This window comes from Rhodanobacter sp. Root179, assembly GCF_001428465.1.
Classification (GTDB): Bacteria; Pseudomonadota; Gammaproteobacteria; order Xanthomonadales; family Rhodanobacteraceae; genus Rhodanobacter.
Genome location: NZ_LMHR01000075.1, coordinates 72,768 through 88,828 on the forward strand (window position 1 = coordinate 72,768; position 16,061 = coordinate 88,828).

Below are 16,061 nucleotides of genomic sequence, written 5' to 3' on the forward strand. Positions count from 1 at the left end.
CAAAAAAACGCCGACCCAAGGCCGGCGTTTTTCATTACCCAATGAAACCGGCGATCAGATCGCCAGATCCTTTTCCTTCTTGCCGGCCTTCAGCGCGTCGTTGAACCAGTGCGGGCGCTTGCCACGACCGGACCAGGTCTGCGCCGGATTGGCCGGGTTGCGATACTTGGGAGCCACCGTGCCGGTGCTGCGCTTGGCCTTGCCGCGGGTGCTGCCGAAAATGTCCTCGAAGGCATAACCCTCGGCCTTGATCAGCGCGTGCACTTTCTCGCGCAGCTTGACCACCTTTTCCTTGCGCAGCTCATTCTGGCGGACCTGCGCCTTGGAGATGAGGTCATTCAGCTGGTTGTGATTGAGGTTCTTGATATCGACGGCCATGAGTGACTCCCGGTTGAGCTTGTGAATAATGATCTGGTTATGTGCCGAAGACATTATGGGGAATGCATCGGCCTGACTTGAAATTGTTGCAATTCTTATTCTCGCTTATTCGCCGAATCCTTGTAAAGCGCGGGGGTTTGTGAAACGTTCTTCACATTAACCGGTTAATCGCGCCGCACTCCAATAAGCGATTTGTGACCCGTTTCACCGTTGCGCACAAGGAGACGGCCGCACAAGGCGGCCGTTCCGGTCGGTACATCAGTGCAGTGGTCAGGCGAGCAGGGCAAACAGTTCGTCTTCGCCCAGCGAACGGCTTTCGCTGTCCTCGCGGCCGCGATATTCCAGCGTGCCGGCTGCCAGTCCACGTTCGCTGACGACCACCCGATGCGGAATGCCGATCAGCTCCATGTCGGCAAACATGCTGCCGGCGCGCACGCCGCGATCGTCGAGCACGGCCTCGATGCCGCGTTCGCCCAGCGCCTGGTACAGCGCTTCGGCGGCCGCGCTGACGGCCGGCGAATGCTTCGGGTTGATCACGCAGACGGCGACGCGCCACGGCGCCATCGCCTCGGGCCAGACGATGCCGGCATCGTCGTGGCGCTGCTCGATCGCCGCGGCGACGATGCGGCTGACGCCGATGCCGTAGCAGCCCATGGTCATCACCTGCAGCTTGCCAGTTTCATCGACCACGCTGGCGTCGAGCGCCTCGGCGTACTTCGTGCCCAGCTGGAACACGTGGCCGACCTCGATGCCGCGGGCGATGTGCAGCACGCCATGACCGTCGGGCGACAGGTCGCCCTCGACCACGTTGCGCAGGTCGGCGATGCGGGTGATGCGGGCATCGCGTTCCCAGCTGGCGCCGCTGTAATGCGTGCGATCGGCATTGCCGCCGCAGACGAAGTCGGCGAGCACGGCGGCGTCGCGATCGACGATCACGGGGATGGATTCGGGCAGGCCGACCGGGCCGATGAAGCCGGGGCGCGTACCGGTGGCGGCGAGGATTTCCTCTTCGCTGGCCAGCACGGACTCATCGGGCAGCTCGGCCAGCTTGCCGGCCTTGACCTCGTTGATCTCGTGATCGCCGCGCAGGCACAGCGCGACCAGCCCGTCGCGACCGCGCACCAGCAAGGTCTTCACGCATTGCCGCGGGCTGACCTTGAGGAAGGCGGAAACGTCGTCGATGGTCTTCTGGGTGGGCGTGTCCACGCGCTGCAGCGTGGTCGCGGCAGCAGGGCGCGCGGCGGCGGGCGCCAGCGCCTCGGCCTTCTCCAGGTTGGCCGCGTAATCGGAGCCGTCGGAAAACGCGATCGCATCCTCGCCCGAATCGGCCAGCACCTGGAATTCATGGCTGGCGTTGCCGCCGATCGCACCCGTATCGGCCTGCACCGCGCGGAAGGTCAGGCCGAGGCGGGTGAACACGCGCGAATACGCCTGGTACATCGCCGCGTAGGTTTCGGCCAGCGACTCCTGGGTAAGGTGGAAGGAGTAGGCGTCCTTCATCAGGAATTCGCGGGCGCGCATCACGCCGAAACGGGGGCGGATCTCGTCGCGGAACTTGGTCTGGATCTGGTAGAAGTTCACCGGCAGCTGCTTGTAGCTTTTCAGCTCGTTGCGGGCGTAATCGGTGATCACTTCCTCGGCGGTGGGCGCGTAGCAGAATTCCTGCTCCTTGCGATCCCTGATCTTCAGCAGTTGCGGACCGAACTTCGCCCAGCGGCCGGTTTCTTCCCACAGCTCGCGGGGCTGGATGGTCGGCATCAGCAATTCGAGCGCCCCGGCGCGATCCATTTCCTCGCGCACGATGCGCTCGACCTTGCGCAGCACGCGCAGACCCAGCGGGCTCCAGGTGTACAGGCCGGAGGCGAGCTTGCGGATCATGCCGGCGCGCAGCATCAGCTGGTGGCTGGCGATTTCGGCGTCGGCAGGGACTTCCTTGACGGTGGCCAGATGGAATTGGCTGAGGCGCATGACGGGTGGTTCCGGCGTGGTGGAAACGCCTAGTGTAGCGGCCGGCCGCGAGTCACGCCCGAGGCGTCATGCCGGCCCGGCCGCCGATTCGCGGCGCCGGGCCGACCGCGGCTTAGCGGGCCTGCTGGCAGAACTGGTCGTACTGCGCCTGGGCCGAGGCGACCTGCTGCTTGCGCTGGGCATCGTCCAGCGCCACCGACTTGCCGTTCTGCTGCATCACCACCGGGCCGCCGCCCTGCAGTGCACCGATGTTGGATTTCAGCGTGGCGCACAGGCTGGCCCGGTTTTCCGGGGTATCCGCCACCGGCTGGGCGGGCTGCGCCGGGGCTTCGCGCGCACCGGCCGTTTCGCTGGTCGGTGGCGGAGCCAGCGGCTGCGCGGTGCCGGTGGTGGTCACCTTTTCGAACTTGGTGCCCTGCGCCGGTGGCGCTTCGGAGTAATGCACGGTGCCGCTGGCATCGGTCCATTTGTAGACCTGAGCGGTGGCCAGTGGTGCCAGCAGCAACAGCGCCACGGCAATCAGCGAACGACGCATGGTGTTCTCCATTTCCAGGGAATAATCAGGTTTACCTTGTTAACACTCCACCGGTCCGGACTCAAGCACCCGATGGTTTACACTGCGCGCATCCTGTCACGGTCCTGATTCATGAGCGAGCTTTCGCCCGTCCGGCCACCCCGCCACCGGGGTATTTACCTGCTGCCGAACCTGTTCACCACCGGGGCGATGTTCGCGGGTTTCTACGCGATCATCGCCAGCATCGGCGGTCGTTACACCGAGGCTGCCGTCGCCGTGTTCGTCGCCGCGCTGCTGGATGGCCTGGACGGCCGCGTGGCGCGGATGACCGGCACCCAGACCGAGTTTGGCGTGCAGTACGACTCGCTGTCCGACCTGGTCAGCTTCGGACTGGCGCCTTCGCTGGTGATGTATACGTGGTCGCTGTCGGCGCTGCGCGAGTTTGGCCCGCTGTGGGGCAAGCTGGGCTGGGCCGCGGCGTTCGTGTACGCCGCCTGCGCTGCGCTGCGGCTGGCCCGTTTCAATACCCAGGTTGGCGTGGCCGACAAGCGCTATTTCCAGGGGCTGGCCAGTCCGGCTGCGGCAGCGGTGTGCATGTCCTTCGTGTGGAGCGTGGACAAGTTCGGCCTGGCTGGCAGCGATTTCTGTTTTGTCACGCCGGTGATCGCGATCGTGGTCGGCCTGCTGATGGTCAGCCGGTTCCGCTATTTCAGCTTCAAGTCGCTGCCGATGGGCAAGCACCAGCTGGTGCCGTTCGCCTGGATGGTGGCTGCCGTGTTGCTGATTGCCCTGCTGATCCTGGACACGGCGCGCGTGCTGTTTGCCGGCTTCACGATCTACTTGTTGTCGGGCCCGGTGTGGACGATCTGGGGGTTGACCACGCATCGCCGACGCGCAAGGCGCAACGCGGCATGAGTGGCCTGGCGCAACAGCCGGTCGACGCCGGTCACCGCGACCGCGTGCTGCGGGCGCTGGGCGTGACACCCTGGGTGCGCAAGGCGATGCCTGCGGCAGCCGTGCCGATGCCCGAAGCGGCGCAGGCGGTTTCCACGGCCGGTCCGGTGGCGTGCGTGGTGATCCTGCCCGAGGGCTGCGACACGCGCGAGCTGGACCTGATCGGGCGCGCGCTGAATACCTGCGGCGCCGTACTGGGTCGCGCCGCGCGCCTGGTCGTCAGCGACGGGCAACTCGCCGCGGACGTACCCGAAGCGCAGGCCTATCTGGTATTCGGCGAGGCGCAGGCGCATGCGCTGGGACGGGCGCTGCCCGCCGCGGTGATGAATCGCGCGCAGATCGTGCTGGCGGACGAACCGGCCCTGGTGCTGGGTCGTGCCGACGCGAAACGCCGGCTGTGGAATGCGCTGCGCAGCGTGCGCCGCGCGCTGGCCATGGCGGAGCACTGATCGTGGTGGCGGTGATCAAGCCGGCGATCCAGGTGCGCGGCATGCGCCTGGACGACCTGGACACGGTCAGTGCGCTGGAACAGGCCTCCTACGAATTCCCCTGGTCGCCGGGCATCTTCGGCGACTGCGTCAAGGCCGGCCACCCGTGCTGGGTGTTGTGTGTGGACGGGGTGATTGCCGGCTACGGCATCCTGTCGATGGGCGCCGGCGAGGCGCACGTGCTGAACCTCTGCATCGGCCCGGACTGGCGCGGCCGCGGATTGGGTCGGCATCTGCTGGGTCGGCTGCTGGACATCGCCCGCTGGAACGGTGCCGAGCGGGTCTTCCTGGAAGTGCGGCCGTCCAATCCGCTGGCCAAGACGCTGTACGAATCGGTGGGCTTCAGCGAGATCGGCCGGCGCCCGCGCTATTACCCGGCCCGCGACGGGCGCGAGGATGCGATCGTGATGGCACTCGAGCCCAATATGGCCGAAGGCCATATTGGAAATGGGTAACGGAGCTTTTGACTTGCCGCGTTGAAGAGCAAGAGCGCCATTTCCCCCGCGAAGCGGGAGAGAGGAGCAAGGCTCAGCCGGCCAGCTTCCCCGCCTGCTCGCGCAACGCCCCCAGCGTGGTGTTCCAGTCGGCGATGCGCTGGCGCTCCTGCGCCACCACCTCGGCCGGCGCGTTGGCGACGAAGCTGGCGTTGCCGAGCTTGCCTTCGCACTTTTTGATCTCGACCTCGATACGGCCGATCTCCTTGGTCAGGCGGGCCTTTTCCGCGGCCACGTCGATCAGCCCGGCCAGCGGGATCATCACCCTCAGCGTGCCGACCACGGCTGCGGCCGCAGCCGGTTCATCGGCGCCGGCTTCGATCCACTGCGGTGCTTCGGTGCGGGCCAGGAAGCTGATCTGCGCAGCGAACTTGGCCACCCGCGCGCGATCGTTGTCATCGCCATCGGCGAACAGCAGCGGGATGACCTTGGCCGGCGAAATATTCATTTCCGAGCGGATCTTGCGGATACCGGACAGCACGTTCTTGAACCACTCGATCTCGGCGGTGGCTGCCTCGTCGGCGACGATGTCGGAGGCATTCGGCCACGGCCGATGCATCAGGCCTGCTTCGGTCAGGCTAAGTTTCGGCCCCACCGATGCCCAGATCTCCTCGGTGATGAAGGGGATCACCGGATGCAGCGCGCGCAGCACGCTTTCGAGCACCACCAGCAGCGTGCGGCGGGTGGACGCCGCCGCGACCGCATCGTCGCCATTGAGCGCCGGCTTCGACAACTCCAGGAACCAGTCGCAATACTCGTTCCACACGAACTCGTACAAGGCCTGCGCCAGGTGGTCGAAACGGTAGCTGACGAAGTGTTGCTCCACCTCCGCCAGCGTCTGCTTCAGGCGCGTCAGGATCCACCGCTCCGCCTCGGTCACCGGCTTTTGATCTTCCCGATTCCCGATTCCCGATTCCCCATTCCCCGTATTCAAGAGCACGAACCGCGCCGCATTCCACAACTTGTTGCAGAACGCCTTGTAGCCTTCGGCGCGCTTGAGGTCGAAGTTGATCGTGCGGCTGTAGCTGGCCAACGCGGCGAAGGTGAAGCGCAGCGCGTCGGTGCCGATCGCGGGGATGCCGTCGGGGTAGTCCTTGCGGATGCGCTTCTCGACCTTGGCGCGCACCTGCGGGATCAGCAGGGACTTGGTGGATTTCTCCACCAGCGGTTCCAGCGCGATGCCGTCGATCAGGTCCAGCGGGTCCAGCGTGTTGCCCTTGGACTTGGACATCTTCTGGCCTTCCGCATCACGCACGATGGCGTTGATGTAGACCTCGCGGAATGGAATCTGCCCGGTGAAATACTTGGTCGCCATCACCATGCGGGCAACCCAGAAGAAGATGATGTCGAAGCCGGTGACCAGCACCGCGCTGGGCAGGAAGATCTTGTCCTGCTCCCAGTTGGCGACGACTTCGCCGCGTTCGTTCTGCACCGGACCGTTCGCCGGCCAGCCCAGCGTGGAGAACGGCCACAGCGCCGAGGAGAACCAGGTGTCGAGCACGTCGTCGTCCTGGCGCAGCGCCCCGACCGGTGCGGTGGTGGCGCTGGCGCGCGCATCGGCCTCGTCCTCGCCCACATAGATGTTGCCCGCCTCGTCGTACCACGCCGGGATGCGGTGGCCCCACCACAGCTGGCGGCTGATGCACCAGTCCTGGATGTTGTCCAGCCACTGCGTGTAGGTGGTCGCCCAATTCTCCGGCACGAACCTGATCTCGCCCGAGCGCACGGCATCCAGCGCCGGCTCGGTGATCGCCTTGCGGCCGCCTGGACGTCCGTCCTTCTGGACGTCCGAGGTCAGGTCGACGAACCATTGGTCGGTCAGCATCGGCTCGATCACCGCATCCGAACGCTGGCTCACCGGCACCTGCAGCTTGTGCGGTTTGGTCTCGACCAGCAGACCGGACGCTTCGAGGTCGGCCAGCACGGCCTTGCGCGCGTCGTAACGATCGAGCCCGCGGTACTTCTCCGGGGCGTTGTCGTTGACCTTGGCATCCAGCGTGAAGATGGTGATCGGCGGCAACTTGTGCCGCTGGCCGATGGCGTAGTCGTTGAAGTCGTGCGCCGGGGTGATCTTCACGCAGCCGGTGCCGAAATCCTTGTCCACGTAGTCATCCGCGATCACCGGAATCTGCCGGCCGGTCAGCGGCAGGGTCAGCATCTTGCCGACCAGATGCGCGTAACGCTCGTCTTCCGGATGCACCGCCACGGCGACGTCGCCCAGCATGGTTTCCGGGCGGGTGGTGGCCACCACCAAACTGTCGTCGCTGCCGGTGACGTGATAGCGGATCGACCACATGTGGCCATCGCGCTCGACGTTGTTCACTTCCAGGTCCGACACCGCCGTGCCCAGCACCGGGTCCCAGTTCACCAGCCGGTTGCCGCGGTAGATCAGTCCGGCGCGATACCAGTCGATGAACACCTTGCGCACCGCGGCGGACAGGCCTTCGTCCATGGTGAAGCGTTCGCGCGACCAGTCGGCGGCGGCGCCGATGCGGCGCATCTGGTTGGTGATGGTTGAGCCGGACTCCTCCTTCCACTTCCACACGCGTTCGATGAAGGCATCGCGGCCCAGGTCATGGCGGGTCTTTTCCTCGACCGCCAGCTGGTTCTCCACGATCTTCTGCGTGGCGATGCCCGCGTGGTCGGTGCCGACCTGCCACAGCGTGTTCATCCCGCGCATGCGCTGGTAGCGCACCAGCATGTCCATCACCGTCTGCTGGAACGCATGCCCCATGTGCAGCGTGCCGGTGACGTTCGGCGGCGGCAGCAGGATGCAGTACGGTTCTCCCGCGCCCGACGGCCGGAACGCGCCGCTGGCTTCCCAGCGGGCATACCAGGTGGACTCGATCTGGGCGGGTTCGAAGCTCTTTTCCATGGGGGCTCGCGGTGGCGCGCCACGAGCGCGCGCAGTGTGAATGGACTACGGATGGGCCATTGTACGGGCGCGAGCCGGATGGCCCAAGCGCGTTCGGGCGCCCCGTTACAGCAACTCGATCCCGAACCGCCGTACCAGCAGCGCGAACAGCCAGAAGCACACCAGCGTGATCACCACGCAGGCCAGCAACGTCGGCCAGAAGCCGATCCGCGGCAGCAGGACGGGAAAGGCCAGGAACATCGGCAAGGTCGGCACCACGTACCAGAACGTGTACCAGGCGTGGTTGGCGATCTTCACCTGCGGCTGGCGCTCCACCTGCAGCCAGATCAGCGCCAGCACGGTGACCAGCGGCAGCGCGGCGATCAGGCCGCCGAGGCGGTCGCTGCGCTTGGCGACTTCGGAGACGAGCACGACGACGGCTGCGGTGATCAGGTATTTCGTGACGAGCCAGAGCATCCGTCCACCTCTTGGAACATCGATCAGCTTTCGCGCAGCGTGCGCCCGTACGCGTGCACTTCGTCCACCAGCACCTTCACGTGCTCCGGATTCACCTCCGGCGTGATGCCATGGCCGAGGTTGAACACGTGGCCGGGGTGGTTGCCGTAGCTGTCCAGCACGGCGCGGGCCTCGCGGCGGATCACCTCGGGACTGGCGCGCAGGATCGCGGGATCGAGGTTACCCTGCAGGGCGACCTTGCCGGCCACGGCGCGGCGGGCGTCGGCCAGATCCATCGTCCAGTCGACGCCGAGCGCGGCGCAGCCGCTGTCGGCCATCTCGGCCAGATGCATGCCGGCGCCCTTGGAGAACAGGATCACCGGCAGCTCGCGCGCGGCCGGGTCGGCTTTCAGCGCAGTCACGATGCGCGTCATGTAGCGCAGCGAGAATTCGCGGAACGGCGCCGGGCCGAGCAGACCGCCCCAGGTGTCGAAGATCATCAGCGCCTGGGCGCCGGCCTCGGCCTGGGCGATCAGGTAGGCGGCGACGGAGCGGGCCAGCGTGTCGAGCAGTTGGTGCGCGAGCTGTGGTTCGTTCCAGCACATCGCCTTCAGCGTGGCGAAATCGCGCGAGCCGTGGCCTTCGACCATGTAGCAGGCCAGCGTCCACGGACTGCCGGAGAAACCGATCAGCGGCACGCGGCCGTGCAGCTCCTGGCGGATCAGCCGCAGCGCATCCATCACGTAGCGCAGTTCGCCGTCCATGTCGGGCACGGCGAGCTTGGCGATGTCGGCGGCGGTGCGCAGCGGCCGCGCGAACTGAGGGCCTTCGCCCTGGGCGAACGACAGACCCAGGCCCATTGCATCGGGGATGGTGAGGATGTCGGAGAACAGGATCGCCGCGTCGAGCTTGAAGCGTTCCAGCGGCTGCAGGGTCACTTCGCAGGCATATTCCGGGTTCTGCGCCAGGCCCATGAAGCTGCCGGCGCGTTCGCGGGTGGCGCGGTATTCGGGCAGGTAGCGGCCGGCCTGGCGCATCACCCAGATCGGCGTGGTGTCGGTGGCTTCCCGGCGCAGTGCGCGCAGGAAGCGGTCGTTCTTCAACTCGGTCATTTCAACGTCCGTAAGGGCCTTCGAGGCCCTGGGCAAACATCAGGCGGAAACCGCGCTTGAGCTGGGCATCGCGCGCTTTCTCGAAGGCGCTCACGGCCTCGTCGCGCTCCAGGAACTGCTCGCGTTTCATGGTCGCGCGGCCGCCCTGGGTGCCGGACTCGCGATACAGCGTCCAGCCGCCGAGCAGGTCCTGCTCCAGCGTGATCTGGACGTAGCGGGGTGCTTCGGCAGCGCCGGGCACGGTTTGCAGGTAGAGGCGCATGGGTTCCAGGGGTGCAACACGAACGGGCGCGTAGCCGGACGGCACAGTTTATAGGATTTGCGCCCGGGGACCCGCCGGATGGCCGGGGCATGTCGTCACACGCGGCGGCGGACGGCGTCTGCCCTAAGTGGCTTCGGTCAGGATCGCCATGACGTCGGCTTCGTCCACGCCGCCGACGATCTCGGCCCGGCCGATGCCACGCCACAGGATCAGGCGCAGGCTGCCGGCGCTGTTCTTCTTGTCCAGCCGCATCAGCGCCAGCAGCTGTTGAGGGTCCATGCCGGGCGGAATCGTCACCGGCAGCCCGAGGGTTTCCAGCAGGCGCAGCATGCGGCGGGTGTCGTGGGTGTCGCTCATGCCCAGCCGTTCGGACAAGCGGGCGGCCAGCAGCATGCCGACCGCCACGCCTTCGCCATGCAGCAAGGTGGTGTAGTGGCCGGCGGTTTCCAGCGCATGGCCGAAGGTGTGGCCGAGGTTGAGCAGGGCGCGTTCGCCCTGTTCGGTTTCGTCGCGGGCAACCACGCCGGCCTTGTAGGCGACCTTGCGCGCGATCGCCTCCTGCACGGTGGCGGGATCGCGTGCGGCCAGCGCATCGGCGTGCTGCTCCAGCCAGGCGAAGAACGGCTCGTCGCCGATCGCCGCGCCCTTGATCACCTCGGCCAGGCCGGCGCGGTATTCGCGGTCGGGCAGGGTGGCCAGGGTGTCGATGTCGGCGATCACCGCGCGGGGCTGGTGGAAGGCGCCAGCCAGGTTCTTGCCGACCGGCAGGTTCACGCCGGTCTTGCCGCCGACCGAGGAGTCGACCATCGCCAGCAAGGTGGTCGGCATCTGGATGAAGTCGATGCCGCGCATCCAGCACGCGGCGCTGAAGCCGGCCAGGTCGCCGACCACGCCGCCGCCCAGCGCGATCACGCAGGCATCGCGGGTGGCACCGAGCTGGCCCAGCGCTTCCAGCGCGCGGCCGACGTTGGCGAAGGTCTTGTGCGCCTCGCCGTCGTCGAGCAGGAAGGACGACCAGTGCAGGCCGTCCAGCCCCGCTTCGATCCGCGGCAGGTACAGCGGCGCCACCGTGGTGTTGCTGATCACCAGCGCGTGCCGGCCGCGCAGCATCGCGCGCCAGCGCGCGTGGTCGTCGAGCAGGCCGGCGCCGATCCACACCGGATAGCTGCGCTGGCCCAGCGCGACGTGGAGATGCTGGATTGCCGGGTTCATGCGGTCTGCCTGGGGAATGCGGAAGGACGTTGCCAGTGCTGGTCGATCAGCGCGATGCAGCGTTCGCTGGCGCTGGCGACGCTGCCATGTTCGCCGGGAACGGCCAGGTCGGCCAGTTCGCGGTAGAGCGGTTCACGCACCCGGGCCATCGCCTGCAGCCGCTCGTGGCGGTCGGGCACGGCCAGCAACGGACGGCGATGGTCGCGTTCGAGCCGTTCGAGTTGCTGCGCGATGGTGGTCTGCAGCCACACCACGTAGCCACGCCCGCCGAGGCATCGACGATTGCTTTCGGCCAGCACCGCGCCGGCGCCGGTGGCCAGCAACAGGTCATGCTGGCCGCTGATTTCCTCCAGCAGCGTGCTTTCGCGCTGGCGGAATCCCGCCTCGCCCTCGATCTCGAAAACCGTGTTCACGTCGACGCCGCAATGCCGTTCGATTTCCTGGTCGAGATCGATGAAAGTCAGGCCATAATGCGCGGCAAGCCGTCGCCCGATCGAGGTCTTGCCGGCGCCGGTCGGTCCGATGATGAAAAGGTTGTGCGACGGATTCATGAGCGAATGCTAGCAGGGCCGATCGGCCGGGTCCGACCCGCCCGCAGCCGTCAATTTGCGATACTCGGCGTGCAAGCGCGGGCGTGATCCAGTCAGCCCGATCGATTCATCTCGACAGATCCATGGGAGGGTAGTGGTGAGCGAACGTATCCTGCTGGCCGGATGCGGTGACCTGGGCGAACGCGTGGCGCAGCTTCTGCGCGCGCGCGGTGACGACGTCTGGGCGTTGCGGCGGCATCCACCGGCGCGCGACGCGTCGGGCATCCACTGGCTGGGCGGTGACCTGACTGATCCCGCCAGCCTCGGCGCATTGCCCCACGGCATCACCCGCGTGATCTATCTGCCGGCGCCGGATGGGCGGGACAAGGCCAGCTATCGCGCGGTTTTCGTGGACGGCCTGCGTCATCTGCTGGAAGCGCTGGACGGCAGTCGCCTGCAGCGATGCCTGTTCGTGTCATCCAGCGCGGTGTACGGCGAGCACGATGGCGACTGGGTGGATGAAACCACCTCGGTCGGTCCGCTCGGCTTCAATGGTGCGGTGCTGCGCGAGGCCGAGCAGTGGCTGGCTGAGCAGCCGGTGCCCGGCGTGGTGCTGCGCCTGGCGGGCCTGTACGGGCCCGGGCGCCTGCAACTGGTGGAAAAGCTGCGCGCGGGACAGCTGCGGGTACCCCGCGAAGTGCCGCACTGGGCCAACCGCATCCACGTCGACGATGCCGCCGCGGCCATCGTCCACCTGCTGCAGGTGGAGGCGCCGCAAGCGCTGTACCTGGGCGTCGACGACACGCCGATGCCGCTGGACGAGTTGTACGATTTCCTGGCCGCGCTGATCGACGCCCCGCCGCCGCCAGAAGGTGCCGCGCCGGTGGGCGTTGGCAGCAAGCGGCTGAGCAATGCCCGCCTGCGCGCCAGCGGCTGGGCGCCGCGGTGGCCGGATTCGCGCGAAGGCTATGCTGCACTGATCGACAGCTGATTCCACGGAGCACCATCATGGCCAGAACCGTTCCACACCATCAGGTCAGTACCGCCAACGAGATCCCCGGCTTCCGCATCGTCCGTTCGCTGGGCATCGTGCGGGGCATCACCGTGCGTTCGCGCAGCGTGGTGGGCAATCTCGGCGCGGCGCTGCAGACCATCGTCGGCGGCAACATCTCGATCTATACCGAGCTGTGCGAGAAGGCCCGCGAGGAAGCGTTCGAGCTGATGCTGCAACACGCCGCGGCGATGGGCGCCAATGGCGTGGTGGCGATGCGCTACGACGCCAATGAAGTGGCCCAGGGCGTGACCGAGGTGCTCGCGTACGGCACGGCCGTGCAGGTCGAGGCGTCAACGTGACGTGATTTTGCAGTGCGGCTTGTCCCTTTCGACAACGGCAGTCCAGACTGGCGCTTCGAACAGGGGAAGCGCATCGTGCCGCTCGCACGGACTCCATGGGAGAGTGACGTCATGTCAGTAGCCAAGGTCATCGAAATCAACGCCTCGTCCGCCAAGGGCGTCGAAGACGCCGTGCAGCACGGCCTGAAGAAAGCCGCCGAGTCGGTGAAGAACATCAAGGGCGCCTGGGTCAACGAGATCAAGGTGGTCACCGGAGACGACGGCACGGTGACCGAGTGGCGCGTCAACATGAAGATCAACTTCGTGGTGGATTGACAGACGGGAACGGGGAACAGGGAACAAAAGCCTGAAGCTGCGGAGCTTTCGCTGTTCCCCGTTCCCCGCCTCAGCCGTGACTGAGCCCCGTCACGTGGCGGTCGTCGTCGTACTCTACGCAGGTATCGGACAGCACCGGCAGGGTGGCCAGCGCGTGCCGGCTCAGTCGTTCGAAGTGGGCGAGGAACCGCTCCATCGCCGCGGCGTCCATCGCCAGGGGCGCGTGGCGCGCCAGCAGATCCTGCTCCTGCTCGCCACGCCAGCGCCGCACGATTTCCCAGCCCGGAGCCTGCAGCACGATCAGGGCATCGAACTTGCGCCACAGCGGCTGGTAGCCGCGCAGCTGCTTGTTGACCCAGTGCCGCCAGCTGCCGTCGGGGTCCTCGCGGCGCTCCAGTTCGTTGACCGGCTTGGCCAGCGCAGCCTGCAACTGCGGACGGATGCCCAGTGCCCAGCCCTCCACGATCACCAATTTCGGCGGCCGGGTGATCCGCGGCCAGCGTGACGGTGGAAAGCGGGTGTCGCGGCCCTTGTCGAAACGCGGGTGCAGCACCGGCAACCGTTCCGAGGCATGCGGCAGGGCGGCCAGCACCGACATCAGCAGTTCGATCTCGTGGGTACCCGGCACGCCGCGCGTGCGCAGCAGCGGATGGACTTCGCGCGCCAGCGTCTCGCGTTCGCTGCGGGCATAGTAGAAGTCGTCCAGCGACAGCACCTCGGTGGCCCAGCCGCGAGCCTCGGCCTGCATCTTCATCACCCGCGCCAGCGTACTCTTGCCACTGCCCTGCAGGCCGGAAAGGCCAAGGATGTAGGGGCGGCGCGAGCGGGCGATGCGCCCTGCGTACTGGTCGAGCAGATGGCCGGCGAGGGCTTCGTTGTGCAGGTCGGCGTGAGACATCATCCGCAAGATACCTTGGTTCCCGGAGGCACTTCCGCCACAGGCAGGCGGTGATCGCCCAGTATCCCCCAAACGGGCGCGTCCCTGCCCGCTTCACGCCGGAAAGGGCAGGGCGGCGCCGTCAGCCGGGCCGGAAAGCTACTGGGGGGGCAGGACATTGCACTATCATCGCTCAGGTTCATCCGCGCCATGATGGCGCGTGTCGGCCACGATGCAAAAGGAAAGTTTCGACATCATGCTCAAACCCGAGATTCTGGACACCTTCCTGCGCCTGCTGGACGAAGCCAGGGCCAGCGGCGACCGCGAGCCGACGGCGATGAACCTTTCCACCGTCGACGCTTCCGGCCGGGTCGCCTCGCGCATCGTGCTGCTCAAGGGCGCCGACGAGCGGGGCTTCCGCTTCTACACCAACTACCAGAGCGACAAGGGCAACCAGCTGGACGCCCATCCGCAGGTGGCGCTGTGCTTCCACTGGAAGCAGCTGCGCGAAGGCGTGCAGGTTCGCGTCGAAGGCGCCGCCCGCAAGCTGCAGGAAGAGGAGTCCGATGCCTATTTCGCCAGCCGCCCGCGCGGCAGCCAGATCGGCGCCTGGGCCTCGCTGCAATCGCAGACCCTGCCCGATCGCGACACCTTCGAGCAGCGCGTGGCGCGCTACGAGCAGCAGTTCGAGGGTCGCGAGGTGAGCCGGCCGCCGCACTGGGGCGGCTTCGTGGTCGAGCCGGACATGCTGGAGTTCTGGTACGGCGCCGAGTTCCGCCTGCACGAGCGGGTGCGCTGGGATCGCCACGGCCAGACCTGGACCAGCCGGATGCTGTACCCGTGATCCGGCCGCTGCCCGCGCAGCACGTGGCGCAGGGTGGCTTCATCGTGCATACCCGCGGGCGCGGTTTCAGCGACATCACCGCGCAGGTGGCGGATGTGCTGGCGGCCAGCCATGTCCAGCTCGGCATGGCCAATATCTTCACTGCCCACACCAGTTGCTCCTTGCTGCTCGGCGAGAATGCCGACCCGGCGGTGGGCCGCGACCTGGAGCGCTGGTTCGCCCGCGCGGTGCCCGATGGCGACCCGCTCTTCGAACACGACGCCGAAGGGCCCGACGACATGCCGGCTCATGTCCGCTCGATCCTCACCGGGGTCAGCCTGGTCGTGCCGGTGCACGGCGGCAAGTTGCAACTCGGCACCTGGCAAGGCATCTACCTGTGGGAGCACCGACTCGACCCGCACCAGCGCAAGGTCACCGTGACCGTGCTGGGGCATTGAGCGGATGGATCACCGCGTGGCCGACCACTTCCCCCAGCGTATCGTCTGCCTCACCGAGGAGCCGACCGAGGTGCTGTACGCACTGGGCGAAGAGCACCGCATCGTCGGCATCTCCGGCTTCACCGTGCGGCCGCCGCGCGCGCGCAAGGAGAAGCCGAAGGTCTCCGCGTTCACCAGCGCGAAGATCGGCGAGATCATGAAACTGGAACCCGATCTGGCGATCGGCTTCTCCGACATCCAGGCCGACATCGCGCGCGAGCTGATCAAGTGCGGCGTGGAGGTATGGGTCAGCAACCATCGCAGCGTCGACGGCATCCTCGCCTACATCCGGCGGCTGGGCGCGATGGTCGGCGCGCATGAAAAGGCCGAGGCGTACGCGCAACGCGCCGAGCGGCACATTGCCGACATCCGCGCTGCCGTGGCGCGACTGCCGCGGCGGCCGAAAGTGTATTTCGAGGAATGGGACGAGCCGATCATCACCGGCATCCGCTGGGTCGCCGAGATCATCGGCATCGCCGGTGGCGACGACTGTTTCCCCGAACTGGCCCGCGAACCGCTGGCCAAGCAGCGCATCCTGCCGAACGGCGACGAGGTGGTGCGGCGCGCGCCGGACATCATCCTGGGCTCCTGGTGCGGCAAGCGCTTCCGCCCCGAGAAGGTCGCGGCGCGACCGGGCTGGGACGCGATCCCCGCGGTGCACCACGGTGACCTCCACGAGATCAAGTCGCCGATCATCCTGCAGCCGGGACCGGCGGCGCTGTTCGACGGATTGGACGAGATCCATCGAATCATCGCCGCGTGGGTGCTGCGCTGAGCTTTTCGCCGTTTGCGGGCTGTTGTGCCGGCGACCTCCAGCCCACTCGTCATGCCAGCGAAGGTTGCATTTGCTGTTGCGGGTGATGCTTTTGCGTGCCCTTGTGCATCAGAGCGAAAAGCTTTCGTCTGCCTATGGCAGCCGAGCCACCTTTCTCTGAGTGGCCAGAGAAACGTGGCCCAAAGAGAGGCCACCCCGC

19 protein-coding genes are annotated in these 16,061 nt (G+C 66.9%); 9 read left to right on the top strand and 10 right to left on the bottom strand.

Annotated features, from left to right (window positions below; translation table 11 throughout):
• Positions 1–54 precede the first annotated feature (54 nt).
• The 3 genes from ASD82_RS09130 to ASD82_RS09140 all read right to left on the bottom strand — a co-directional run bounded on the left by ASD82_RS09130 (position 55) and on the right by ASD82_RS09140 (position 2,881).
• Positions 55–378, bottom strand: coding sequence for an H-NS histone family protein (locus ASD82_RS09130; RefSeq protein ID WP_056717518.1), 324 nt, complete (start codon positions 376–378; stop codon positions 55–57).
• Positions 379–648: 270 nt separating this feature from the next.
• Positions 649–2,346, bottom strand: a complete 1,698-nt coding sequence (locus ASD82_RS09135; RefSeq protein WP_056717519.1) for a proline--tRNA ligase — start codon at positions 2,344–2,346, stop codon at positions 649–651.
• 112 nt (positions 2,347–2,458) lie between these two features.
• Complete coding sequence (locus ASD82_RS09140) at positions 2,459–2,881, bottom strand: DUF4124 domain-containing protein (protein WP_235580675.1); 423 nt, start codon at positions 2,879–2,881, stop codon at positions 2,459–2,461.
• A 111-nt stretch (positions 2,882–2,992) separates the two neighbouring features.
• On the opposite strand from ASD82_RS09140, the gene ASD82_RS09145 reads away from it, so the two are divergent.
• The 3 genes from ASD82_RS09145 to rimI are packed head-to-tail and all read left to right on the top strand — an operon-like array spanning position 2,993 to position 4,757.
• A complete protein-coding gene (locus ASD82_RS09145; protein WP_056717521.1) occupies positions 2,993–3,775 on the top strand; it encodes a phosphatidylcholine/phosphatidylserine synthase in 783 nt (260 codons plus the stop codon).
• The gene (locus ASD82_RS09150; protein WP_056717522.1) at positions 3,772–4,263 is read left to right on the top strand and encodes a hypothetical protein; all 492 of its coding nucleotides are present in this window, start codon (positions 3,772–3,774) and stop codon (positions 4,261–4,263) included. Before ASD82_RS09145 ends, ASD82_RS09150 begins: the two co-directional genes overlap by 4 nt.
• A 2-nt stretch (positions 4,264–4,265) precedes the next feature.
• Positions 4,266–4,757, top strand: a complete 492-nt coding sequence (rimI, locus tag ASD82_RS09155; RefSeq protein WP_056717523.1) for a ribosomal protein S18-alanine N-acetyltransferase — start codon at positions 4,266–4,268, stop codon at positions 4,755–4,757.
• Positions 4,758–4,830: 73 nt separating this feature from the next.
• Here the strand turns inward: rimI and ASD82_RS09160 are convergent, their stop codons facing one another.
• The 6 genes from ASD82_RS09160 to ASD82_RS09185 all read right to left on the bottom strand — a co-directional run bounded on the left by ASD82_RS09160 (position 4,831) and on the right by ASD82_RS09185 (position 11,243).
• Positions 4,831–7,671: a valine--tRNA ligase gene (locus ASD82_RS09160; protein WP_056717524.1), complete on the bottom strand. Its 2,841-nt coding sequence runs from the start codon at positions 7,669–7,671 to the stop codon at positions 4,831–4,833.
• Between the two features lie 105 nt (positions 7,672–7,776).
• Complete coding sequence (locus tag ASD82_RS09165; RefSeq protein ID WP_056717525.1) at positions 7,777–8,127, bottom strand: DUF3147 family protein; 351 nt, start codon at positions 8,125–8,127, stop codon at positions 7,777–7,779.
• A gap of 23 nt (positions 8,128–8,150) precedes the next feature.
• A complete protein-coding gene (gene hemE, locus ASD82_RS09170) occupies positions 8,151–9,218 on the bottom strand; it encodes a uroporphyrinogen decarboxylase (RefSeq protein ID WP_056717526.1) in 1,068 nt (355 codons plus the stop codon).
• Between the two features lies 1 nt (position 9,219).
• The gene (locus tag ASD82_RS09175) at positions 9,220–9,480 is read right to left on the bottom strand and encodes a WGR domain-containing protein (RefSeq protein ID WP_007810035.1); all 261 of its coding nucleotides are present in this window, start codon (positions 9,478–9,480) and stop codon (positions 9,220–9,222) included.
• Positions 9,481–9,603: 123 nt separating this feature from the next.
• Positions 9,604–10,692 (bottom strand): 3-dehydroquinate synthase, encoded by a 1,089-nt coding sequence (gene aroB, locus ASD82_RS09180; RefSeq protein ID WP_056717527.1) that lies wholly within the window; start codon positions 10,690–10,692, stop codon positions 9,604–9,606.
• Entirely contained in the window at positions 10,689–11,243 is a 555-nt protein-coding gene (locus ASD82_RS09185; RefSeq protein WP_056717528.1) for a shikimate kinase, read from the bottom strand. Before ASD82_RS09185 ends, aroB begins: the two co-directional genes overlap by 4 nt.
• A gap of 136 nt (positions 11,244–11,379) precedes the next feature.
• Between ASD82_RS09185 and ASD82_RS09190 the strand changes: the two genes are divergently transcribed.
• From ASD82_RS09190 to ASD82_RS09200, 3 genes are all read left to right on the top strand, one after another.
• Entirely contained in the window at positions 11,380–12,213 is an 834-nt protein-coding gene (locus tag ASD82_RS09190; protein WP_056717541.1) for an SDR family oxidoreductase, read from the top strand.
• A 17-nt stretch (positions 12,214–12,230) separates the two neighbouring features.
• Positions 12,231–12,575 carry a YbjQ family protein gene (locus tag ASD82_RS09195; protein WP_056717529.1) on the top strand — a complete coding sequence of 115 codons (345 nt, stop codon included), beginning with the start codon at positions 12,231–12,233 and terminating at the stop codon, positions 12,573–12,575.
• A gap of 111 nt (positions 12,576–12,686) precedes the next feature.
• A complete protein-coding gene (locus tag ASD82_RS09200) occupies positions 12,687–12,890 on the top strand; it encodes a dodecin family protein (RefSeq protein WP_056717530.1) in 204 nt (67 codons plus the stop codon).
• A gap of 70 nt (positions 12,891–12,960) precedes the next feature.
• On the opposite strand, the gene ASD82_RS09205 is transcribed toward ASD82_RS09200, so the two are convergent.
• Positions 12,961–13,791 carry a hypothetical protein gene (locus ASD82_RS09205; protein WP_056717531.1) on the bottom strand — a complete coding sequence of 277 codons (831 nt, stop codon included), beginning with the start codon at positions 13,789–13,791 and terminating at the stop codon, positions 12,961–12,963.
• Between the two features lie 232 nt (positions 13,792–14,023).
• Here ASD82_RS09205 and pdxH point away from each other — a divergent pair, with 232 nt between their 5' ends.
• Genes pdxH through ASD82_RS09220 form a run of 3 tightly spaced genes read left to right on the top strand, consistent with a single transcriptional unit; the run spans position 14,024 to position 15,862 of the window.
• Positions 14,024–14,611: a pyridoxamine 5'-phosphate oxidase gene (pdxH, locus tag ASD82_RS09210; RefSeq protein WP_056717542.1), complete on the top strand. Its 588-nt coding sequence runs from the start codon at positions 14,024–14,026 to the stop codon at positions 14,609–14,611.
• A complete protein-coding gene (locus ASD82_RS09215) occupies positions 14,608–15,048 on the top strand; it encodes a secondary thiamine-phosphate synthase enzyme YjbQ (RefSeq protein ID WP_056717532.1) in 441 nt (146 codons plus the stop codon). The genes pdxH and ASD82_RS09215 overlap by 4 nt, the downstream gene beginning before the upstream one ends.
• 4 nt (positions 15,049–15,052) lie before the next feature.
• Positions 15,053–15,862, top strand: coding sequence for a cobalamin-binding protein (locus ASD82_RS09220; RefSeq protein WP_056717533.1), 810 nt, complete (start codon positions 15,053–15,055; stop codon positions 15,860–15,862).
• The last annotated feature ends 199 nt before the right edge of the window (positions 15,863–16,061 follow it).

Bases quoted from the DNA above. Each gene is read 5' to 3' on its own strand.
- ASD82_RS09130 (WP_056717518.1), bottom strand. From the start codon at position 378: ATGGCCGTCGATATCAAGAACCTCAATCACAACCAGCTGAATGACCTC.
- ASD82_RS09135 (WP_056717519.1), bottom strand. From the start codon at position 2,346: ATGCGCCTCAGCCAATTCCATCTGGCCACCGTCAAGGAAGTCCCTGCC.
- ASD82_RS09140 (WP_235580675.1), bottom strand. From the start codon at position 2,881: ATGCGTCGTTCGCTGATTGCCGTGGCGCTGTTGCTGCTGGCACCACTG.
- ASD82_RS09145 (WP_056717521.1), top strand. From the start codon at position 2,993: ATGAGCGAGCTTTCGCCCGTCCGGCCACCCCGCCACCGGGGTATTTAC.
- ASD82_RS09150 (WP_056717522.1), top strand. From the start codon at position 3,772: ATGAGTGGCCTGGCGCAACAGCCGGTCGACGCCGGTCACCGCGACCGC.
- ASD82_RS09160 (WP_056717524.1), bottom strand. From the start codon at position 7,671: ATGGAAAAGAGCTTCGAACCCGCCCAGATCGAGTCCACCTGGTATGCC.
- ASD82_RS09165 (WP_056717525.1), bottom strand. From the start codon at position 8,127: ATGCTCTGGCTCGTCACGAAATACCTGATCACCGCAGCCGTCGTCGTG.
- hemE (WP_056717526.1), bottom strand. From the start codon at position 9,218: ATGACCGAGTTGAAGAACGACCGCTTCCTGCGCGCACTGCGCCGGGAA.
- ASD82_RS09175 (WP_007810035.1), bottom strand. From the start codon at position 9,480: ATGCGCCTCTACCTGCAAACCGTGCCCGGCGCTGCCGAAGCACCCCGC.
- aroB (WP_056717527.1), bottom strand. From the start codon at position 10,692: ATGAACCCGGCAATCCAGCATCTCCACGTCGCGCTGGGCCAGCGCAGC.
- ASD82_RS09185 (WP_056717528.1), bottom strand. From the start codon at position 11,243: ATGAATCCGTCGCACAACCTTTTCATCATCGGACCGACCGGCGCCGGC.
- ASD82_RS09195 (WP_056717529.1), top strand. From the start codon at position 12,231: ATGGCCAGAACCGTTCCACACCATCAGGTCAGTACCGCCAACGAGATC.
- ASD82_RS09200 (WP_056717530.1), top strand. From the start codon at position 12,687: ATGTCAGTAGCCAAGGTCATCGAAATCAACGCCTCGTCCGCCAAGGGC.
- ASD82_RS09205 (WP_056717531.1), bottom strand. From the start codon at position 13,791: ATGATGTCTCACGCCGACCTGCACAACGAAGCCCTCGCCGGCCATCTG.
- pdxH (WP_056717542.1), top strand. From the start codon at position 14,024: ATGCTCAAACCCGAGATTCTGGACACCTTCCTGCGCCTGCTGGACGAA.
- ASD82_RS09220 (WP_056717533.1), top strand. From the start codon at position 15,053: ATGGATCACCGCGTGGCCGACCACTTCCCCCAGCGTATCGTCTGCCTC.